This window comes from Proteus vulgaris (assembly GCF_033708015.1).
In the GTDB taxonomy this organism is placed as follows: domain Bacteria; phylum Pseudomonadota; class Gammaproteobacteria; order Enterobacterales; family Enterobacteriaceae; genus Proteus.
Genome location: NZ_CP137920.1, coordinates 236,512 through 253,703, shown reverse-complemented (window position 1 = coordinate 253,703; position 17,192 = coordinate 236,512). Strand labels below are relative to the sequence as shown.

16 protein-coding genes are annotated in these 17,192 nt (G+C 39.2%); 7 read left to right on the top strand and 9 right to left on the bottom strand.

Features of this window, described 5'->3' with window-relative positions; genetic code table 11:
• Positions 1-30: 30 nt before the first annotated feature.
• Positions 31-903, bottom strand: a complete 873-nt coding sequence (pldA, locus tag SB028_RS01355; RefSeq protein WP_069369895.1) for a phospholipase A — start codon at positions 901-903, stop codon at positions 31-33.
• A 232-nt stretch (positions 904-1,135) separates the two neighbouring features.
• Here pldA and SB028_RS01350 point away from each other — a divergent pair, with 232 nt between their 5' ends.
• Both SB028_RS01350 and rarD read left to right on the top strand, forming a co-directional pair.
• The gene (locus tag SB028_RS01350; protein WP_069369896.1) at positions 1,136-1,603 is read left to right on the top strand and encodes a thioesterase family protein; all 468 of its coding nucleotides are present in this window, start codon (positions 1,136-1,138) and stop codon (positions 1,601-1,603) included.
• A 145-nt stretch (positions 1,604-1,748) separates the two neighbouring features.
• Positions 1,749-2,642, top strand: coding sequence for an EamA family transporter RarD (gene rarD, locus SB028_RS01345; RefSeq protein ID WP_069369897.1), 894 nt, complete (start codon positions 1,749-1,751; stop codon positions 2,640-2,642).
• A gap of 11 nt (positions 2,643-2,653) precedes the next feature.
• Here the strand turns inward: rarD and SB028_RS01340 are convergent, their stop codons facing one another.
• The 7 genes from SB028_RS01340 to lptM form a co-directional block, all read right to left on the bottom strand.
• Positions 2,654-3,016 carry a hypothetical protein gene (locus SB028_RS01340; protein ID WP_128860792.1) on the bottom strand — a complete coding sequence of 121 codons (363 nt, stop codon included), beginning with the start codon at positions 3,014-3,016 and terminating at the stop codon, positions 2,654-2,656.
• Between the two features lie 146 nt (positions 3,017-3,162).
• Positions 3,163-5,319 carry a DNA helicase II gene (gene uvrD, locus SB028_RS01335; protein ID WP_069369898.1) on the bottom strand — a complete coding sequence of 719 codons (2,157 nt, stop codon included), beginning with the start codon at positions 5,317-5,319 and terminating at the stop codon, positions 3,163-3,165.
• Between the two features lie 144 nt (positions 5,320-5,463).
• Positions 5,464-6,180 (bottom strand): 5-amino-6-(5-phospho-D-ribitylamino)uracil phosphatase YigB, encoded by a 717-nt coding sequence (gene yigB, locus SB028_RS01330; protein WP_318859749.1) that lies wholly within the window; start codon positions 6,178-6,180, stop codon positions 5,464-5,466.
• Complete coding sequence (gene xerC / locus SB028_RS01325) at positions 6,180-7,103, bottom strand: tyrosine recombinase XerC (protein WP_069369900.1); 924 nt, start codon at positions 7,101-7,103, stop codon at positions 6,180-6,182. Before xerC ends, yigB begins: the two co-directional genes overlap by 1 nt.
• Positions 7,100-7,810, bottom strand: a complete 711-nt coding sequence (locus SB028_RS01320; protein ID WP_069369901.1) for a DUF484 domain-containing protein — start codon at positions 7,808-7,810, stop codon at positions 7,100-7,102. Before SB028_RS01320 ends, xerC begins: the two co-directional genes overlap by 4 nt.
• Before the next feature lie 25 nt (positions 7,811-7,835).
• The gene (gene dapF, locus SB028_RS01315) at positions 7,836-8,660 is read right to left on the bottom strand and encodes a diaminopimelate epimerase (protein ID WP_069369902.1); all 825 of its coding nucleotides are present in this window, start codon (positions 8,658-8,660) and stop codon (positions 7,836-7,838) included.
• A gap of 41 nt (positions 8,661-8,701) precedes the next feature.
• The gene (gene lptM, locus SB028_RS01310; RefSeq protein ID WP_074454113.1) at positions 8,702-8,869 is read right to left on the bottom strand and encodes an LPS translocon maturation chaperone LptM; all 168 of its coding nucleotides are present in this window, start codon (positions 8,867-8,869) and stop codon (positions 8,702-8,704) included.
• 79 nt (positions 8,870-8,948) lie between these two features.
• Between lptM and cyaY the strand changes: the two genes are divergently transcribed.
• Positions 8,949-9,266, top strand: coding sequence for an iron donor protein CyaY (gene cyaY, locus SB028_RS01305; RefSeq protein WP_069369903.1), 318 nt, complete (start codon positions 8,949-8,951; stop codon positions 9,264-9,266).
• Positions 9,267-9,346: 80 nt separating this feature from the next.
• Here cyaY and SB028_RS01300 read toward each other — a convergent pair whose 3' ends face one another.
• Positions 9,347-11,941 (bottom strand): class I adenylate cyclase, encoded by a 2,595-nt coding sequence (locus SB028_RS01300; protein WP_069369904.1) that lies wholly within the window; start codon positions 11,939-11,941, stop codon positions 9,347-9,349.
• A gap of 997 nt (positions 11,942-12,938) precedes the next feature.
• Here SB028_RS01300 and hemC point away from each other — a divergent pair.
• Genes hemC through hemY form a run of 4 tightly spaced genes read left to right on the top strand, consistent with a single transcriptional unit; the run spans position 12,939 to position 17,113 of the window.
• Positions 12,939-13,880 carry a hydroxymethylbilane synthase gene (gene hemC, locus SB028_RS01295; protein ID WP_069369905.1) on the top strand — a complete coding sequence of 314 codons (942 nt, stop codon included), beginning with the start codon at positions 12,939-12,941 and terminating at the stop codon, positions 13,878-13,880.
• Complete coding sequence (gene hemD / locus SB028_RS01290; RefSeq protein WP_069369906.1) at positions 13,877-14,638, top strand: uroporphyrinogen-III synthase; 762 nt, start codon at positions 13,877-13,879, stop codon at positions 14,636-14,638. The genes hemC and hemD overlap by 4 nt, the downstream gene beginning before the upstream one ends.
• Positions 14,635-15,888 carry a uroporphyrinogen-III C-methyltransferase gene (gene hemX, locus SB028_RS01285; protein ID WP_069369907.1) on the top strand — a complete coding sequence of 418 codons (1,254 nt, stop codon included), beginning with the start codon at positions 14,635-14,637 and terminating at the stop codon, positions 15,886-15,888. The genes hemD and hemX overlap by 4 nt, the downstream gene beginning before the upstream one ends.
• A 4-nt stretch (positions 15,889-15,892) precedes the next feature.
• The gene (hemY, locus tag SB028_RS01280; RefSeq protein ID WP_069369908.1) at positions 15,893-17,113 is read left to right on the top strand and encodes a protoheme IX biogenesis protein HemY; all 1,221 of its coding nucleotides are present in this window, start codon (positions 15,893-15,895) and stop codon (positions 17,111-17,113) included.
• Positions 17,114-17,192: the final 79 nt, after the last annotated feature.

Genomic DNA, 17,192 nt, shown 5'->3' with positions numbered 1-17,192 from the left:
TAAGGCTATGCTAACCCAGAACGGGGAAAATTACAGCATATCATTAAGCATCACGCCAACACCAACTCGTGTCTGACGAAAATTATAATCAATCATTGATTCACCATAACCACTAAATACTTGGGTATAAAAGCGTACATGTTTAGTAATTGGGTAACTCCAGCCTAATTCAGCCGCCCCATAACCACTGTTCCAGTTATAACGCCCAGTCGCAGTGATCACACTTTCGCCTAACCGATAGCCCGCTTTTAAACGGTAATAACCCATATAGCGATTAATCTCTGGATTATCATCACGTTCAGCACTTTCACTAAAGCGATACCAAGGTTTTAGATCAAGCTGTAAATTGCCTTTTTGTGCCATAAAACGTGCATAAGCGCGGTTCCAACTACGAGAGGTGGGATCTGATCGGCCATTCGATTCGTGGTTAAAACCCGCTTCTATTTCACGAAGTGTCCACCCCGCAAATTTATAATCTGTTGCCCACCCTAGAAAAAGTTGTGGTTCATAATTTGTCTCACGGAAAGGAGCCGATTCTTTCTTATTACTTAATTGCCACCAAGAGCGTTGAGTATAAGATGCCGCTAAAACAGAGTTTTCACCCGCGATACCGCGCCATAAAGGGAAAGCCAAACTGAGCTGAAATTTCACCTCATCTTTTTTAGCCTTATTACCCCAATCATAACTTTGAATAGCCTCTTTATTCATATCAGAGGTATCAGTGTAAATAATATAATTGGATTCATAAGGATAAAGAACAAAAGGTGAATCATATTCTTGTAATAAACCAGAAATGATACTGCCCTGAACAAGCGGTGCAGGAGATGATGCTTGTATTTCGGATGTAAATCCCCATGCTGGATAGAATAAAACCACCGCAAGTAAAGAACGGATGTAACGCATAGTTAATGATCCTGTTTCATTATTGAATAATATAGAAGTTAGTACTTACTTTCGAATTAATTCTTATATATATGCTTTATTACACGTTTGCGACCATATTTTACACGTAATCGCCATTAAATCTCGTATATTTTTACATCATTATATTTATAGCACGAATGTGCAATTACGACTTCGTCATGTATTATTAACATAGTATTAACTTAATGACGTGATAACAGAGGTTCTAAAAATGGAAAAACAGTTAACATTAGAAGAGGCTCAAACACTAATTGGTCATGTTTTTGTTTATAAGATGCCCTTTAATCAATTAATCGGCTTAGAGCTCGTTCGCTTTGAACAAGACTATGCGGAAATTCAATTTCGCTATCAAGATAAACTTGTTGGTAATATCGCTCAACGTATCTTACATGGCGGACTCATTGCGTCTGTACTTGATGTCAGTGCAGGGTTGGTTTGTGTCGGTAATGCATTAACACGTTTAGCACCAATATCCCAAGAGCTACTTGAGCAAAAACTCGCTAATATGGGCACAATTGACTTACGTGTTGATTATTTAAGACCAGGACGTGGAGAATATTTTACTGCAAGTAGCCATATTTTACGCAGTGGCAATAAGGTGTCTGTTGCTCGTGTTGAATTACATAATGAAAAACAAGTTCATATTGCAAGTGGGACTGCAACCTATATTGTAGGTTAAGCCTTTATTAAAATTCATTGCGCGCGATAATGCTTAGATTAGTATTAATTACTTGTAAAAATACATGCCTAATGACACATTAGATAATGTCATTGGGTATGATAACCCCGTCACACTTTTCCTTTCCATCAATACCAGAGATAGCATGAGCCAGAAAAACACGATGAAAGGCGTTTTATGTGCCTTAGGCGCCTATTTGATCTGGGGTATTGCCCCTGTTTATTTTAAAAGCATTCAAGAAGTGCCCGCAGAAGAGATCTTAACGCACCGTATTTTATGGTCGTTCTTTTTTATGTTGATTCTAATGACTATCAGTCGTCATTGGCCTTATTTGCGCCAGTTAATACGTCAACCTAAAAAAATTTTTCTTTTAGCACTAACGGCTGTCATTATCGCAACTAACTGGCTTACCTATATATGGGCGGTTAACCATGGCTATATGCTAGAAGCCAGCCTTGGTTACTTTATTAACCCACTGGTTAACGTGTTGTTTGGTATGCTGTTCTTAAGCGAGCGCTTCCGCCGTATGCAATGGATAGCGGTAGGTTTAGCATTTACGGGCGTATTTATTCAACTCTGGCACTTTGGTTCAGTACCCGTGATTGGGTTAAGCCTCGCCGTGACTTTTGGTCTTTATGGATTACTGCGTAAAAAATTAGGTGTCGATGCACAAACAGGTATGCTAGTAGAAACATTATGGCTATTTCCTGTTGCTTTAATTTATATTTTATTTTTCACACATTCGCCGACTAGCAATATGCTGGAAAACAGTTGGTCATTAAATACCTTATTAATTGCAGCCGGTATTATTACGACTGTACCATTACTACTCTTTACAGAAGCGGCGCATCATCTACGTTTATCAACCTTGGGCTTTTTCCAATATATTGGCCCAACCTTGATGTTTATTCTTGCGACAATGGTATATGGCGAGAAGATAGATGCAGAACGCCTAATCACCTTTGGTTTTATTTGGGTTGCGTTGATCCTCTTTACGCTTGATGCACTTTATACACAACGCCATTTAAGACGTAGCTAACTCTCTAACACTCACTCTTCCGCTAAGTTACAGATTTGTATAAACGCGGAAGAGAATTTTCTCTTTTTATTCTTCTTCTTTAACAAATACGCACTTGTTGATATTGTGTTATTAATCCATTGAATATGGTTAATCACAACACTGTAATAGAGATTAATACGAGGAACAAAATCACGCTGGTGTCTCAATAATTTGCAATACAAATCTTCTTCAAATTTATTGATCGGTTCACAGTGGTAATAAGTATCAAGAAGGATCTCCTCAATATTTTCGATCAATAATTCATTACTCGAAAAAGAGACAGACGACGTTTTCGAGCAAGGTGTAACTGGTGTAATAAAAGCGTTGGTATGCGACAAACTAGTGAGCTTCATTAAGAGATCCCGTTAAGTAAGAATAGATAACGAGATTATTCCTTAACCGACGCAAGCTTCCCTTAAAAAAAAACACCCCCGTGTATCTATCTAATCACTAAGGGTGTTTTTATATTAGAATAATATTCATTCACTCTAATCGAGGCTTATTCCAGTCGAGCAAATGCTGCCACCAGCCATTTAATACCTTCACCATTAAAAGCGATTTGTAATCGACAATGTTCACCACTACCTTCAATATTAATAATGGTGCCATCACCAAATTTGGGGTGTTTCACACGTTGTCCAAGCGAATAACCCGTATCATTGCCGATAATCGGAGTGCCTAAACGACTATGATTAACAGGGCGTGAAACTGTCGCGCGTAAACGGACTTCTTCAACACACTCTTTAGGTAATTCGCCAATAAAACGAGAAGGTCGATGACTGACTTCTTTTCCATATAAACGACGATTTTCAGCATAAGTGAGTGTTAACTTTTTCATTGCTCGCGTGACACCAACATAAGCCAAGCGACGCTCTTCTTCTAAACGTCCACCTTCATCTAGCGACATTTGACTTGGGAACATGCCTTCTTCGACACCCACAATAAAGACTTGTGAAAATTCGAGCCCTTTAGCCGAATGAAGCGTCATTAACTGTACGGCATCTTGATACGCATCCGCCTGGCTTTCGCCTGATTCTAATGCGGCATGCGAAAGAAACGCTTGTAATGGCATTAAATCTTCGTCTTCATCTTGATAGCTAAATTGGCGAGTCGCCGTGACCAGTTCTTCTAAGTTTTCAATACGGGCTTGCGCTTTTTCACCTTTTTCCTGCTCATACATCGCTTTTAAACCTGAATCACGAATAATTCGGTCTGTTTGTACATGTAGTGGCATGTCTGCGGTTTCAGAAGCCAACGTCTCAATTAACTCTAAGAACCGTTGTATTGCGGCTGTTGCACGCCCTGCTAGCATTTTATGTTCGATAACCTGTAATGCACTTTCCCATAAGGTAATTTGGTTATCTCTTGCGACTTGGCGAACAATGTCTAATGTTCTATCACCAATGCCCCGTGTTGGTGTATTCACCACGCGTTCAAAAGAAGCATCATCATGGCGATTAGCCGTTAATCGCATATAAGAGAGGGCATCTTTGATCTCTTGGCGCTCGAAGAAGCGCTGACCACCATAGATACGATATGGCATCGCCGCTTGTAATAACGCCTCTTCCATTATACGAGATTGGGCATTACTACGATAAAGAATGGCACAATCGGTTAGCGCACCACCTTCTTCTTGCCAGCGCTTAATTCGACCGACAACATAACGCGCTTCATCCAGATCATTAAAAGCACAATACAGCGAAATAGGCTCACCTTCAGCCCCTTCAGTCCATAGGTTTTTACCTAATCTGTCACTGTTATTGGCAATGAGTGCATTTGCCGCTTTTAGAATATTACTTGTAGAACGATAATTTTGCTCTAATCGGATAGTTTCTGCGCCAGGAAACTCATTTAAGAAATTTTGAATATTCTCAACTTGTGCACCACGCCAACCATAAATAGATTGGTCGTCATCACCTACAATCATCACTTTACCAGTTTGACCTGCTAACATTCTTATCCATGCATATTGAATACGGTTAGTATCTTGGAATTCATCAACCAAGATATTGGTAAAGCGGTTTTGATAATGCTCTAAGATTTGAGGTTTATTAAGCCAAAGTTCGTGGGCACGTAATAAAAGCTCCGCAAAGTCTACCAGACCCGCGCGATCACATGCTTCTTGGTATGCCTGATATACTTTTAACCATGTTGCTTCAACAGGATTACCATAAGTTTGAATATGTTGCGGTCGCAAACCTTCATCTTTTTTTCCATTGATATACCACATACCTTGACGGGCAGGCCATTGTTTATCATCAAGGTTCATTGATTTAACAATACGGCGAATAAGGCGATATTGATCATCACTGTCAATAATTTGGAAATCTTGTGGCAAATTTGCATCAAGATAGTGTGCACGTAATAAACGATGAGCAAGGCTATGGAAAGTGCCAATCCACATACCGCCTTGGCTTGTACCAATTAAGTCTTCAATACGATGACGCATCTCTGCAGCGGCTTTATTGGTAAACGTCACAGCCATAATCGAAAAAGGAGAAGCTTGTTCAACAGATAATAACCAAGCGATACGATGCACCAGTACCCGTGTTTTACCACTGCCTGCGCCAGCTAACACCAGCATATTAATACGAGGTGCGGCTACTGCTTCGCGCTGTTTATCGTTAAGGCCTTCTAGCAGATATGAGACGTCCATAATTACCAATCATTTAGTGAAGAAAATACTGTGGATATATACAGAAATAGAGAGTAAGCAACAAACTAACAGGAATTTACGCGCTATGCAAAATAAAGCCCTTTTTAACCGCGTTTATCTGCACCATTCTTACTAAATATCACATTAAACTAATTCTATCAGTTTGCTTAAATCTGTAATTTCAATATGCGGCATGACTCTGGTTTCACCTTCTTCAAACAAACTACGGTTATCAAGGTTGATCCAGCACGCTTGTAGTCCACTATTAACGGCACCCTCAACATCTGTAACAAGGTGATCTCCCACATGTAAGATTTTCTCATGAGGAAGATTTAACAGTGAGGCGGCTTTATCAAACATATCAGGATAAGGCTTAGAGCGACCATCATGGCCTGCTTTTAAAATATGTGAAAAATACTGCCCTAAGCCACAACTTAATGGGTTTGCATTACCATTTGTAATCGCAATCAATGGGATTTTCTGCGCCAATTCAGAGAGAACTTGATGAGTATTTTTAGGCACATTAATGCGGCTACGCCAATAAGCAAAGTGCGCCATAATGTCATCAGCACCTTGTTGTGCTTTGGCGTCACTGTAACCGTAATCTAACAACATATTTCTCGCCGCAAGCCAACGCCATTGTGTAATATCATGAAAAATATCAGGATTATTTTCTATCAGTGGTTTTTTATAAGCATTCACATCTTTTTCAGTGAAATGATTAAAACGCAAATCATATTGACGAATAAAATCCAGTGTCTCTTTTTCCGTTTTGTCCATCACTGGCACATTGTCATACAGCGTATCATCTAAATCAAAAGTCATCGCTGCAATTGGCGTCAGAGTTCTGTAAAAGCGCATTATGATTTTTCTCTCTTAGCTCTTGGATGAGCAGCATCATAGACTTTCGCTAAATGCTGAAAATCTAAGTGGGTATAAACTTGTGTGGTCGATAAATTAGCGTGTCCTAATAACTCTTGTACAGCCCGTAAATCACCACTGGATTCTAATAAATGTGTCGCAAACGAGTGGCGTAATTTATGAGGGTTCACATGGCTACTGAGTCCTTGTTTAATGCCCCAAAGTTCAAACCGTTTTTGTACACTGCGCACGGATAAACGCTTACCACTTTGGGTTGAGATAAAGACAGCTTTATCCTCAGGGGCATAGAGCTCTCGCATAGGAAACCAGTTTTGTAACCACTCTAGCGCTTTTCTTCCTAATGGTACTTTTCGTTCTTTACTTCCTTTCCCTAAAACACGAACTTCACCTTCATTCATGTCAATATCGTTAATATTTAAGTTAGCCAATTCTGATAGGCGTAATCCCGCACCATACATCACTTCAAGCATGGTTCTGTCTCTAACAGAAAGAGGATCTTTTAAATCGATATTCATCAATTGGCTAACTTCATCGACATCCATATTTTTAGGAAGGTGGCGACCCGATTTAGGTGTACGAATGCCTTTTGCTGGATTAACCGCTAACATTCCTTGTGCTACTTGCCAGTCAAGAAAGCTACGTAACGCAGAAAAGCGCAAAGCAAGGCTAGTCGGTTGTAATCCACTACGATTACTTTTCGCTAATAGCATGCGTACATGTTGGCTTTCAAGTGATATCCATTGTGTGATTTTCATCGCCACCATCATTTGGGCTAATACCGTTAGTTGGCGATGATAATTTTCTACTGTGACAGGGCTTAATCGGCGTTCAACCTGAATATAACGCAAAAATTGCTCGATAGCGGTAGAAAGTGTTTCTGGAATATCTATTGGTTGGTTCATTGCCTTGCAATCCAACGAAGTAACAATTCGGGTAAAATATGAGCAAGCTTATCCAGCATTACGGTTCCCATCCCTTCCTGAAAATGTTGGTTATCTCGGCTATTAAAAATAATCACGCCTAAATCACCATAATGCCCTAACAATGAAAGCGCAACAGAACCTGAGCGTCGTACATTAGGCATCAATAACATTATTTCTTGCCCATTTAATGGGCCTAAATAATGATTATCATCGCCCATACGTTGAATGCGAAAATGTTCAAATGCTTGCCGAGATAATGGGAGGTCTTGTGCATCTAAAGGGGGTTGTAATTGCCAACGATCGGTAAATAGACGTAATTGAACTGAATAAAGTCCTAATCCCTTCGCCCAAAGGTTTAAGCGTTCTAGCATTTCGTGAAGAGAAGTGCTGTTGGAGAGTTCAGAAATTAATAATAAGAGTTGGCTAAACAGAGCTTCATTTTCAGCGGCTTGTTCTATCAGCAAACGCATATCTTCTTCAAGATAATGGATGCGATTACGTTGACGCGACATTATCCATTCGACTAAAGAAACGGTTCCTCTGACGGGGTGAGGAACTTGCATTTGCTCAATATAGCTTGCATTACGGATAAAAAAACCAGGATGTTCCCTGAGGTAACGGATCACTTGTTGATCATTAAGTTCGTTTGTTTCAGGGCAACAGAACTGCTCATTTTTATCCGTCATACAGATAACCTCTCAAAAAATAATATTATAGCTGAATGATCCCATCATAAATATGTGTCGCCGGTCCAGTCATATAAAGAGAGTTACCCTCTCCCTTCCATTCAATTAGCAATGATCCACCCGGCAAAGTGACGTTCACACGTTTGTCTAATAAGCCTTGTGAAATACCAATTGCAACAGCGGCACAAGCACCGCTACCACAGGCATTTGTTTCACCTGCACCACGTTCAAACACCCGTAAATGGAGGTTACTTCTGTCTACGATTTGCATAAAACCAATATTAGCACGTTCAGGAAAACGTTCATGTTGCTCTAATACAGGTCCTAACAACTCAACTTCTGCTGTTTTAATGTCTTCAACCTGAATAACACAATGAGGATTTCCCATTGAGACTACACCGCATAATACAGTGCGTTCCATTGCCCTGATAATATAGGTCTTTTCTGCCTTTTGTGCACGAAAAGGGATTTTTTGAGGTTCAAATTCAGGCTCGCCCATATTAACGCACACATCATCATTATCCATAACATGCAAGGTCATCCTGCCAGACTGTGTACTGACTTTGATCTCTCTTTTATTTGTAAGACCTTTTAATCTCACAAATCGAGCAAAGCAACGAGCACCATTACCACACTGCGCAACTTCACTCCCATCTGCATTAAAAATACGGTAATGGAAATCGAGTTCAGGATCATAAGGTGCTTCAACCACCAATAATTGATCAAACCCAACACCAGTATGGCGATTCGATAATCGACATATTAATTCTGGTGAAAAATAAACATTTTGAGTCACAGCATCGACCACCATAAAGTCGTTGCCAAGACCATGCATTTTTGAAAATTGCATCTTGCCCCTGCCTGAAACGAAATTACCGTTTCTAAGATTGACTAATTGGTCTGAGTTGAGGCGCTCTCAACTTGCTGGGTTGGCTGGGATGACGGTGTCATTTTTGCCTGAGTATCTTCAGGAGGGAAATAAAGAGGGCCTTTCAAGCCACAACCAGAAAGAGAAATCAGTGTTATTATAGCAAGAGTGCAACGTAAATACGTTTTCATTCGAAATCTGCCTGTCATTTATTTGGTTAATATCCTCTATAATCGCAGTTAGATCTCGAAAAGCAAATAGGAAATGAAGATGAACGACAGTGAATTTCACCAATTAGCTGATGAACTCTTGTCAGAAATAGAACAAACTATTGATAATTACGAAGGTGACGCAGATATTGATTGTGAAATCAATGGCGGTGTAATGACATTAACCTTTGAAAATAATAGTAAAATTATTATTAATCGTCAGGAAGCATTTCATCAAGTTTGGTTAGCAACGCGCTCTGGTGGCTATCACTTTGATTGGAAAGATGCACAATGGATTTGTGATAGAAGTGGCGGTGAATTTTTAGCCATGCTAGCACAAGCAATAACGGAACAAAGTGGGGAAGCGTTTTCTTTCTAAGGCGCAAAGTTAACGACAATAATGGGCGCTATCAACGCGCCCATTATTGTGTATTAGATTATGTATTGGCATGTTCTGAATTAAGAGTGTTGCACCGCTTTATAATCTGTAAATCCGTGGGCAACAACATTCATCTCAGGTTGAGCTTCTTTGCTACCTAGGTCGGATAACTTACCAAAGGATCCGCCAGCAAAAGGCAACACTTGTGTTAATCCTTCCACTTTCACTATTTGATAAAACTGCGGTAAATTAAAATTAATAAAACTGGAGCCGTATGTGAATCGGTCATGAGAAGAAGAATAGAAACGGCTAACATCTTTCACTAGCTCTTCTTTACTTCCTTCACAATGAGAATAAATTTCAACACGATTGGCTTCATCTAATATGTAGATATTAAAGACATTATTATCTTCTGTGGTTTCAAAAAAGAATTGAATGATCCCTTCACAAGCAAAACCATCAATCACTGCAGGTAAATAGCGAGCATCTTTATCTAATTTAACTGGCAATCCATGAAGCTTGTTATATGAAATTGCACCGTAAAACTCGATAGCATTCTCTAATTTTTGCACCGACACATTAAGGCGTTCAAAGAACAACCCCCACGTTTGCCCAGCAATGCGTAACGCCTTAAAACGCCCCGGCTCTAAACGATTTGTTGATAATCGCAATTCAATACATTCCGAGACTAACTGCTGAACACGAGTACGGATCAAACCACGCAAATGTTGACTATAACAAAATACTTCAACAGAGGCAGGTGGAGCCGCATCTTGGTGCATTTTACCTAAAATCGTTTTTAACGATTCCAACATAGATTGCGTGCCACTAAAATGAAGGGTTCTCACCTCATTCCAAGAATTACGATATAACAAATCAATGCTACCAATAAGACACTGCTCTTTTTCACCAAAGCTAAAGACATCGAGTTTTCTAAAATCAAAGTGAACCACTTGATCAGAAAAACGCTCTGTTGGGTCAGTTTCTAAATTAACAATAATCGCGAGGTGTCTAATTTCACAAGGGCTATATAGTGCTTTCGGTGTTGGTGCAGGTAAACGAATGGGGAAATGGCTCGACATATCCCTCACAAGTTCATGCAGTTTAATTTCATCACAAGAAGATCCTCCTTGATGAATATAAACTCGAGACTCTTTCGTTAACAGCCCATTAAAGTAAGACCATGCCACTAATTTATTTAAATAGCGATTATATTCTAATGGTTGGTGTCCAACGATATTTTCAAAATTAGGGGCTCGGTTATATAAATACCACCCACTACGATTTGCTCGACCTTGTGGTACATAAATAAAGGTTAAATGTGGCTCTGATAAATCAGGTGAAATTTGTGGATTAACCAGTGTGACCTTTCCGGGTAATGCTTCAAACGCAGCGTAGAGTTTACGTGTTAAAACACCAATATCTTGCGGGCTTGCACTGACACTTAAATTATTGCGACGCGCAAAACGGATAAGATTACGATAACTTTGCATCATCGTATCTAATAATTCATTGTGTGCATCACGGACACGCTCGATTTTCCAACTATCACGCGTATCGAGTACTGTTAAGCGCTCATTATCCCATTGCCATTGAGTAACCAATTGCGATAAGACTTGTCGCCTCCAACCTTCAGGTTCGTTTTGTGTTTTTTCGTTAGATAATTTTTCACATACTTTCAGGTAGAAACAGCGACGGATAAGATCAAGACGAGTTAAATCATTGATAGAAACCAAATAGCGAGTGACACGCTCCAGCATCATACAATAAGCATCTAACCCATAATTAACGATTTCGCCACGATGTAGATGTTGTTTCATTTCTAATGCCAGCAACTTTCCATTAGGATAGTCCGCTGAGTAGGCTTCTAATAAAATACTTTTTAGTACTGCTTTATAAGGTGAGTCGACACTTTTATAGAGTTGCCATAAACTTGCGCCAAAGTACTCTTCAGCAGAAAGTTCACCTAACCCCCCTAAGTCTAGCCACTCATTTGGCGTTAATACACCTTGAGCATAAAGGGAGTTAACATATTCGTCATAATGATGTTCTTCTTCAATAGGCACCATCGCCCATAGCAACCGCTTACCTGCTAGGCGTACCGCAGTACGATAAAACTCATCAAGTAAAAGAATATGTTGAGTAGAACCACAATCTTCTCCACCCAAGCTACCGCTTGCGTGATGACGAAATCTATTTTCATCAATTAAGAAAAACGTAACATCAATACCGAGTTCGCCCGCCCATTGTTCAATCAATTGGCATTTGCGTTGTAAAAGTGCACGTTCATCTTGATCCAGCCATGATTGATGGCAGACCCAAATATCAATATCAGAACAGTGACTCTGACCAATAGAAGAGGTACTCCCCATTGAATAGATACCAGTAATTGGCAACTCTCCATTGGCGTATCCATCCATCGGATCATTACATAATGCGCTAACCAGACTATTCGCCCATTGACGTTGCATGTCATCAGGTTTAAAGAAACATGTGCCGTGAGGAACATTTCCTTGTATGTAGCCGGGCAACTCAGGATGGTGGTAATGCAATAAAACAGGAATTAAACCATAGACCTGTTTAAAAACATCACTCATCGATGCAAATGCTCGTTCCAGTCTGAGTTGATTAATCGCATCCAGCCGTTGCTTCAGTGTTTCAATATAAAGATACAAGAGTTTCGCCTGAACAATACTAAGAAGATAGTAGAATCTGAGTTTATAAGTAACCAAGGTTGAGTTAGGTAATATTAATAGATAAAACTTTACTAACAAAATCTCGGAAACGTGATCAATTTAACACCTTGAACGCAAGGCGTAAAGAGAAACTCAAAATATAGCACCAAGATCTAAAAATGATATTCAAGTGCTTAATCGTGTAAAGCCATCAATTAAATATCTTTATAATCATAAAGATAAGCTATTTTATTTCTAGAGAAAATGATAAAAAAAATCGCTCAATCCTTCTTTTAACCCACAAAAATCTCTGTTTACTCAATGATGAAACTAAAAATAAATTTTGACAAAACATAAAAAATAGATAAAAAAGTGAAAATAGAAATAACCGATTGATAATAATGAATTATTTATATTTTTTAATTATTTTTTATTTTTACACTTAAAATAAGGATCTTATTCTTAGTATTGCGATAATAATATTTAAAATAATATTTAAATTTTATTAATTATTTATTTAATTTAAGACTAAATTTATTTTTCTATTTCTATTACCTCTCTTTCTTTTATTTAAAAATAATTTTGTTAAAATTTATAGCGTTTTTATATATAAAAAAACAATAAGAAAAAAAAGTAAATTTAAAATAATGGTTGTTTTATCAATATGTTCAGATTAAACATAATTACCACATCACTTTTTATTGACAAAATGTTAACAGTATTAAGTTAATGTTTTCATTTTGTAAATAACCACACTTTTTATATAGATATAAAAATAATAAAATGATGAAAATAACTAAACCATAGAGTATCCATTAATAATTTACTTATTTTTTATTTCCTCTTTCTTTTTTTCTTTTTCGATAATGCCCTCATTTCTTTCATTGTTCTTACGACACAAAACGCCTTAACTGGAAAATTGAGCCTTAAAGTGTTAAAACAATGCCTTATTTCTAAACAAAAATACCGCTAATCGCTCGGAAGAGATAATACTATTATGTCAAAAAGTACCATCCGTATTGCTACCCGCCAAAGCCCTCTTGCTATGTGGCAGGCACTTTATGTGAAAGAACAACTACAACTTACTCATCCAGGTTTAGTCGTTGAATTAGTACCGATGGTCACTAAAGGTGACATCATTTTAGATACACCTTTAGCAAAAGTAGGTGGCAAAGGGCTATTTGTAAAAGAGTTAGAACTTGCTCTACTTGAATCACGTGCAGATATTGCCGTTCACTCTATGAAAGATGTTCCTATTGATTTTCCTGAAGGCTTAGGATTAGTGACTATTTGTGAACGGGAAGATCCTCGTGATGCCTTTGTCTCTAATCATTATGATTCTTTAGAAGAACTACCTGCGGGTAGCATTGTAGGAACATCCAGTTTACGCCGCCAATGTCAATTAAAAGCACAGCGCCCAGACCTAATTATTCGTGATTTGCGAGGTAATGTAGGGACTCGCTTAGGGAAATTAGATAATGGCGATTATGATGCGATTATCCTTGCTGTTGCTGGCTTAAAACGCCTAGGTCTTAACGAGCGGATCCGCACGCCATTATCTGCTGAGCAATCTTTACCCGCCGTTGGGCAAGGCGCAGTGGGAATTGAATGTCGCTTAGATGATAAGGAAACTCGCCAACGCTTAGATGCCCTCAATCACTCACGCACTGCAATTTGCGTTAAAGCAGAGCGTGCAATGAATACTCGCCTTGAAGGCGGTTGCCAAGTTCCTATTGGAAGCTATGCCATTTGGCAAGATGACAAAATTTGGTTGCGGGCTTTAGTCGGTTCTCCTGATGGCAAAACTATTTTACGTGGCGAACGTTTAGTCACGCCAGATAACGCTGAAACTGCAGGTATCTCATTAGCTGAAGAGCTTTTAGATAAAGGGGCTCGCGCGATTTTAACGGCAGTGTATCAAGGTAGCACACCTGCATGAGTATTTTAGTTACTCGCCCCAACCCAGCAGGAAAGGCATTAGTCCAGCGTTTAATTAATGCAGGGCAAACAGCTTTTCAAGCACCTTTGATAGAGATCACCGCAGGTCGTGAACTCCCTTTATTAAATGCTAAACTAACAGGATTAAGGGCGGGTGATTGTGTATTTTTACTTTCTAAAAATGCGGTGTCATACGCAAACTGGCAACTAAATCAATTACAGCAATCATGGCCAGATACGCTATCCTATTATGGAATAGGTCAAAGCACAGCGAAAGATTTCCAACATTTAAGCAGTCTTCCAATTTGCTACCCTGAGCAAGGAGAAACCAGTGAAGATCTTCTTGACCTTCCTGCGCTTAATCAGGTGAAAAACAAGCAAATATTACTGCTGAGAGGTAACGGTGGTCGTGATTTACTCGCAACAACATTGAGTCAACGAGGCGCAATTGTTGATGAATGCGAATGTTACCAACGCCTATTTATTAATTATTCCCCCGAAGACTTTGCGCTTCAATGGGAAAAAGCACAGGTTGATACGCTTGTTGTCACTAGCGGTGAAATGTTACAACAACTCTTTGATCTGGTCGCTGAATCTAAAAAAGCATGGCTGTTAAACTGCCATTTATTTGTGGTTAGTGAACGATTAGCAACAATAGCAAAAACATTAGGGTGGGAAACCGTCACCGTTGCTGAAAGTGCCAATAATGATGCTTTATTTCATGCATTAATACAGAACCTAAATGAGACGCCGATATGACGGAACAGAAAAATACAAATGATAATGACTTGCCAAAAGATGCAGCTAAAGCTGATGAGAATGTCCGCTATCAGGAAGTCAAACCTGTTAATAACAAGCGCTCAGGCCTAATTGGAAGTGCTGTTGCAATCCTTGTTATTTTGGCAATCGGTGGTGGTCTTTACTATTACACCAATCAACAAGCATCAAAGCTGAGTGTAGAAAATCAATCACTCAAATCTGAGCTTGCCCAATTACAACAACGCCAAAATACTTATCAACAACGCTTTGACAATATTGATAGTATGTTTAACTCACAAAAGCAGACTATCGATAAGTTACAACACGAGCGCCAAACGACAGAGCGCCAAATTCAAGATCTACAAACACGCTTTGCTGCTATTTCCAGTGCAGATGTCAAAAGTTGGCTATTAGCACAAGCCGATTTTATGGTGAAAATGGCAGGTCGTAAGTTATGGAATGATCAAGATGTTGTGACCGCGGTAAGTCTACTAAAAGGTGCGGATAGTAGCTTAGCGGAAATGAACGATCCGAGTTTACTTGAGATCCGTCGTGCTATTAATGAGGATATCAGCAGTTTAGCTGCTCTCACCAAAATTGATAATGATGGCATCATTTTACAATTAAACCAGTTAGCAAATCAGATTGATAATCTCCGTTTAGCCGGTTTGGAGCGTAACGGCTCACCCATGGATAAAAACGACGAAACCATTTCTGGTTCACTTTCTGATTGGAAACAGAATCTCAGCAAAAGTTGGAAAAGCTTTATGGATGATTTTATTACCATTCGTCGTCGTGATACCGCAGCCGTTCCTTTATTAGCACCGAATCAAGATGTCTACCTACGTGAGAATATCCGTTCACGTTTATTAATTGCTTCTCAAGCAGTACCTCGTCACCAAACTGAAACTTATCAGCAATCACTGGAAGCTGTATCCACTTGGGTACGTGCTTATTTTGATACTTCAGATCCAAGTACAACTGCATTTTTAGATACGATATCTGAATTAGAAAAACAGCCTATTACGCTTGCAATGCCATCAGAATTGAAGAGCCCGATACTGCTAGAAAAACGTGTAGAAAAGCAAATCCGCAATTTACTGGCTCAAAATGAATACGCAGAGCCACAAGTTGCAGAAGCCCAAGATGCTCAAGCAGTAGACGTTGAACATAATGCATCAGAAAGCATACAAGATGCCGCTGCTGATAGTACAGCGGTTGATGCACCCGTAACACAACAAGGAGAATAAGTTTATGTTAAAAATACTGCTCCTTTTTGTCGTGCTTATTGCGGGCATCATTTTTGGCCCACTATTGGCTGGTCATCAAGGTTATGTGCTTATACAAACTGATGATTGGGATATCGAAACCAGTGTGACTAGCCTTGTCATTATATTTATTTTACTGCAATTAGCCCTACTACTGATTGGTTGGGGTTATCGTCGCTTTATTGGTACAGGCTCAAAAGCATATAGTTGGTTTTCTTTCCGTAAACGTAATCGGGCACGCAAACAAACTAGCATGGCATTAATGAAATTAGCGGAAGGTGATTTTAAAGAAGTTGAAAAACTGATGAGCCGTAATGCAGATTATGCAGAACAACCTGTTGTAAACTACCTATTAGCTGCTGAAGCCGCACAACAGCGAGGTGATGAATTCCGAGTTCAACAACATCTTGAACGCGCAGCTGAGCTTGCTGATACTAATCAGCTCCCAGTTGATATCACACGAGTGCGTATTTTATTAGCACAAAATGAAAATCATGCAGCGCGTACTGGCGTTGATGAATTATTAAATCAAGCCCCCCGCCATCCAGAAGTGTTACGTCTTGCCGAGGTTGCTTATACACGAACAGCGGCTTGGCAAGCATTACTTGATATCATTCCTTCCATGCAAAAAATTGCATTACACACGGATGATGAACTAGAACAATTACGCCAAAAAGCTTATATCGGAATTATGGGACAGAAAATGTCCGAAAATGGCTGTGATGGGCTGAAAAACTGGTGGAAAGCACAGCCTCGTAAAGTACATCATGATAATGCATTGCGTGTTGTGTTGGCTGAACACCTTATCGAGTGCAACGATCCAAATACGGCTCAAACGATCATCTTAGACGGTATTAAACGTCAATATGATGAGCGTTTGATCTTACTCTTGCCTCGTTTAAAAAATACAGATACCAATGTTATTGTAAAAGTGCTTAATACATTAATTAAACAACATGGACCAACCCCATTACTCAATAGCACATTAGGTCAGATAGCAATGCAACAAGGGCAATGGGCTCAAGCTGAAGAGGCATTTCGTAATGCGTTAAAACAACGTCCTGATGTTCATGACTTTGCGTGGCTTGCTGATGTATTAGATAAACAGAAAAAATCTGAAGAGTCGGCGAAAGTGCGTAAAGATGCTTTATTAATGACACTGAAAAAGGATTCAGTCATTTTTGAAGAGCCTAAAAAAAGTCAATAAACTCAATCAATAATAAACGCGATCATAATCAGATTGATCGTCAGATTAAAAGCCCTCTTTATATTGAGGGTTTTTTATT

Coding starts and splice junctions, on each gene's coding strand:
- pldA (WP_069369895.1), bottom strand. CDS start 903: ATGCGTTACATCCGTTCTTTACTTGCGGTGGTTTTATTCTATCCAGCA.
- SB028_RS01350 (WP_069369896.1), top strand. CDS start 1,136: ATGGAAAAACAGTTAACATTAGAAGAGGCTCAAACACTAATTGGTCAT.
- rarD (WP_069369897.1), top strand. CDS start 1,749: ATGAGCCAGAAAAACACGATGAAAGGCGTTTTATGTGCCTTAGGCGCC.
- SB028_RS01340 (WP_128860792.1), bottom strand. CDS start 3,016: ATGAAGCTCACTAGTTTGTCGCATACCAACGCTTTTATTACACCAGTT.
- uvrD (WP_069369898.1), bottom strand. CDS start 5,319: ATGGACGTCTCATATCTGCTAGAAGGCCTTAACGATAAACAGCGCGAA.
- yigB (WP_318859749.1), bottom strand. CDS start 6,180: ATGCGCTTTTACAGAACTCTGACGCCAATTGCAGCGATGACTTTTGAT.
- xerC (WP_069369900.1), bottom strand. CDS start 7,103: ATGAACCAACCAATAGATATTCCAGAAACACTTTCTACCGCTATCGAG.
- SB028_RS01320 (WP_069369901.1), bottom strand. CDS start 7,810: ATGACGGATAAAAATGAGCAGTTCTGTTGCCCTGAAACAAACGAACTT.
- dapF (WP_069369902.1), bottom strand. CDS start 8,660: ATGCAATTTTCAAAAATGCATGGTCTTGGCAACGACTTTATGGTGGTC.
- lptM (WP_074454113.1), bottom strand. CDS start 8,869: ATGAAAACGTATTTACGTTGCACTCTTGCTATAATAACACTGATTTCT.
- cyaY (WP_069369903.1), top strand. CDS start 8,949: ATGAACGACAGTGAATTTCACCAATTAGCTGATGAACTCTTGTCAGAA.
- hemC (WP_069369905.1), top strand. CDS start 12,939: ATGTCAAAAAGTACCATCCGTATTGCTACCCGCCAAAGCCCTCTTGCT.
- hemD (WP_069369906.1), top strand. CDS start 13,877: ATGAGTATTTTAGTTACTCGCCCCAACCCAGCAGGAAAGGCATTAGTC.
- hemX (WP_069369907.1), top strand. CDS start 14,635: ATGACGGAACAGAAAAATACAAATGATAATGACTTGCCAAAAGATGCA.
- hemY (WP_069369908.1), top strand. CDS start 15,893: ATGTTAAAAATACTGCTCCTTTTTGTCGTGCTTATTGCGGGCATCATT.